General features: G+C 53.2%; 3 protein-coding genes. All 3 read right to left on the bottom strand.

All coding sequences use genetic code 11. From position 1 onward, the window contains the following. Window positions 1-410: 410 nt before the first annotated feature. The 3 genes from Q0482_RS08855 to Q0482_RS08845 are packed head-to-tail and all read right to left on the bottom strand — an operon-like array spanning window position 411 to window position 2,107. Window positions 411-1,019 (bottom strand): hypothetical protein, encoded by a 609-nt coding sequence (locus Q0482_RS08855; RefSeq protein ID WP_299145558.1) that lies wholly within the window; start codon window positions 1,017-1,019, stop codon window positions 411-413. A gap of 15 nt (window positions 1,020-1,034) precedes the next feature. After that, window positions 1,035-1,736 carry a tRNA threonylcarbamoyladenosine dehydratase gene (locus Q0482_RS08850; protein WP_299145557.1) on the bottom strand — a complete coding sequence of 234 codons (702 nt, stop codon included), beginning with the start codon at window positions 1,734-1,736 and terminating at the stop codon, window positions 1,035-1,037. Further along, window positions 1,736-2,107, bottom strand: a complete 372-nt coding sequence (locus tag Q0482_RS08845; RefSeq protein ID WP_299145555.1) for a VOC family protein — start codon at window positions 2,105-2,107, stop codon at window positions 1,736-1,738. Before Q0482_RS08845 ends, Q0482_RS08850 begins: the two co-directional genes overlap by 1 nt. Window positions 2,108-2,631: the final 524 nt, after the last annotated feature.

Raw genomic sequence — 2,631 nt, 5'->3', positions numbered from 1 at the left:
GTAAGGGGCGCGCTGATTCAGTCGTTATCAGATTTCATTCTTGCATTTTGGTTCAATACAAGGAATAAGCCGACGCGAATAGCCAAAGCTATTTAAGGAGGCTTATGACGCAGTATTGGACCAAAATGCTTATGAAATCTGATTCTGCGACTGAATCAGTGCTCCCCTCAAAAATCCGAGGCCCCAAAGGGGCCTGATGTGACTCATAAAGCTGCACGCAACATCTTTCAGACCTATCCTCAGGGCTCCGCCCAGCTCCTTCCAGTGGAAGGAGCCTTACGTTACGGGATTACCTTCCTGCCTCACTCGTCATCCTGGTCAGCGGGAAGGAATACCTTGCCAGGCGGAAAGCGGACAGCCGTTTTACTGCGCCAAATAAAAAAGCAGCGATTTCCACGCTGCTTTTAGAATCAGGAATCCATAATCCTTACGAATCCGCCGCCGAATTTTGTATTTTTCAGCCAGTTGCCCAGATTGAATACATGAGCCGTTCCCTCATCCCAGAGGGTGCAGTAAATGCCGTCGTCCTTTTCTTCCATTTTCACCAGGGGCATCCAGTGCCAGTGGTAGGGGATCGGTTCGCCGCCGCTGTGAAGGTTCAGGAAACCGATGGGACAGTCTGCTTTGAGCCCTTCCCGGATGAAGGCAGCCACCTTGGGGAGCTTGGGCGCCAGGAGACGGATGGAGGGGATAGGCAGGGCTTCCACCTTTCCTTTAAGGCCCCTCTCCTTCATGTAGGCGGAAAGGCCTTCCTTCAGCCAGCGGGTCTTATAGAGACCGTGCATGCGGGGCGTGGCGTATTTCCAAATGTCCAGCATAATGGCAAGGGCCTCTTCCCTTGTTTCCACCTTCTGCCCCCACTGCTTCCGCTCGATATAGGCAGCCATCATACTGCCTGCCGTGGGGCCGCAGCCTGCCAGCTTCTGCCTTTTTTCCGGATACCACTCTTGGTTGTATCCAAGCACATCTTTCCCATTTTCCCGAATGGTTACCCAGTCAGGATGACGGATTTCAACCATATAACATTTCCTTTCTCAGGTGATATTGACTTCTTTCAAGAGGTTTCTGATGACATAGCCTGCCATCATCATACCCGACACCGGAGGCACGAAGGAAGTGGACCCCGGCGCATGGCCTTCGCCCATGGGCTTATGGGGCAGTTCCTTGGAATACACCACCATCAGATGGCGCACCCGGCGATCCTTCAGCTCCCGCCGCATCTTCCTTGCCAGATGGCACACGGAGGTCTTACTAATATCTGCAATCTGCAGCATTTCCGGGCGGAGCCGGTTGCCTGTACCCATGGATGAAATTTCCGGAATCTTCAGCTTATAGCAGATTTCCGCAATGGACACCTTGGCCGGCACATCATCAATGGCATCGATGATGAAATCGGCATGGAGATTTTTGATGAAATCTTCATCGCCGGGGCGGTAGTACACCGCCATGGCCTTTGCGTCGCAGGCCGGATTCACCCGGTGGGCCCGCTCCACCATCACATCCGCCTTGTTACGGCCGATGGTCGTCCGGTCAGCCACCAGCTGGCGGTTCAGGTTCGAATCCTCCACCGCGTCTTTGTCAATGAAAATCAAGTGGCCCACGCCGGCACGGACCAGCGCTTCCGCCGCATAGGAGCCTACGCCGCCGATACCGAAAACCGCCACGGTTTTCGTGGAAAGGAAATCGACGCCCTTCTCTCCGATAATACGGGCTGTACGTACATAAATAGGATCCATCACATACCCTCCGGAATAATTTCAATCCAGTATCCGTCAGGGTCGGAAATGAAATAAATACCCATGGCCGGATTTTCAAAGCAGATGCAGCCCATGGCCTTGTGCTTTTCGTGGGCCACCTTCATATCGTCCACATCAAAAGCCAGATGAAACTCATTGTCCCCCAGATTGTAGGGTTCCTTCCTGTCCCGGAGCCAGGTCAGCTCCAGCCGGTGCTTCGTTGCGCCATCCCCCAGGTAAGCCAGAATAAAGGAGCCGTCCGGAGCCTTGTACTCACCTGTTAACTTGAGTCCCAGGGCTTCTTCATAAAAAGCGATACTCTTCTTTAAATCAAGTACGTTGAAATTGTTGTGATTAAACGAGAATTTCATACTACTCTCCTTTTCAAATATAGAAACTTCAATACATTGTAGTATAGCACATATGGGAAAAGGTTCAAAGGGTTAGGTAAGGTTCTGTAAGGTTCTTAAGATTGACCGGCCTTTGGCCGGAGGGTTCTCAGGTTTGACGGGCCCTGTGGGCCCGAGGGTTGTGGTGGCGGCTGCGCCGCAGGTAAAAAAAGGGGCGCGCCTGACGGCGCAGGTTGTGTAGAAGGGTTGTGTTTCAAGGGGCAAGGAAAAGGTTTAGAGAGTTCAAAGGGTTCATTCCTCTCTTTTATTGTCCCCCCGCTTGCGGGCGTTAGCACCAAAGGGGGCCGATAATGGAAGGTTGACGGGGCCTTCGGCCCCGAAGGTTCTTAAGGTTCTTAGGTTTGACGGGCCCTTGGGGCCCGAGGGTTATGGTGGCGGCTGGCGCCGCAGATTTTATATACCGCCTCCGGCTAACCCCTTCCGGCTCGCTGCGCTCGCCACCCACCCCTTAAATAGGGGTGGGCAAGGGATGTAGTGGCGCAGTT

It is taken from the genome of uncultured Dialister sp. (assembly GCF_937959425.1).
Taxonomy (GTDB): Bacteria; Bacillota; Negativicutes; order Veillonellales; family Dialisteraceae; genus Dialister.
Note: the sequence above shows the minus strand (reverse complement) of the source record. Positions and strands in the feature narration are given on the sequence as shown.

Excerpts from the sequence above, each read along its gene's own strand:
- Q0482_RS08855 (WP_299145558.1), bottom strand. The coding sequence starts at position 1,019 with ATGGTTGAAATCCGTCATCCTGACTGGGTAACCATTCGGGAAAATGGG.
- Q0482_RS08850 (WP_299145557.1), bottom strand. The coding sequence starts at position 1,736 with ATGGATCCTATTTATGTACGTACAGCCCGTATTATCGGAGAGAAGGGC.
- Q0482_RS08845 (WP_299145555.1), bottom strand. The coding sequence starts at position 2,107 with ATGAAATTCTCGTTTAATCACAACAATTTCAACGTACTTGATTTAAAG.